Source organism: Streptomyces sp. BE303, from assembly GCF_036290945.1.
GTDB lineage: Bacteria > Actinomycetota > Actinomycetes > Streptomycetales > Streptomycetaceae > Kitasatospora.
Genome location: NZ_JAQYWZ010000029.1, coordinates 1 through 347, shown reverse-complemented (window position 1 = coordinate 347; position 347 = coordinate 1). Strand labels below are relative to the sequence as shown.

General features: G+C 79.0%; 1 protein-coding gene. It reads right to left on the bottom strand.

What is annotated here, in order from left to right; translation table 11 throughout:
- A partial coding sequence (locus PUR56_RS00085; protein WP_329947321.1) for a hypothetical protein occupies positions 1 to 269 on the bottom strand: 269 nt, incomplete at its 3' end.
- Positions 270 to 347: the final 78 nt, after the last annotated feature.

Genomic DNA, 347 nt, shown 5'->3' with positions numbered 1-347 from the left:
GGGGGGGGGGGGGGGGGCCGCGGGGGGGGGGGGGGGGGGGGGGGGGCGCCCCCCGGGGCGCCGCCCGGCGCCCCCCCCCCCCCCCCCCCCGCCCCCCCCCCCCCCCCCCCCCCCCCCCCCCGGGGGCGAGCTTGGCCGTCGAGGTTGATGTCCACGGTGACTTTCTCTCCTTCGCCAGCGGCCGCTCGTACGCGCGCGGGGCGGGGGTAGACCAGCGGGGTCTGTGTGGGGGTCTTGGAGACGCGGACGGCGACGAACTGGCCGATCACGCCGAACTCGACGCAGTTGTCACTGCCGCCGCTGAACGGGGACTTCTCCCAGGCGACATCGGAGAAATCGGTCTCGGC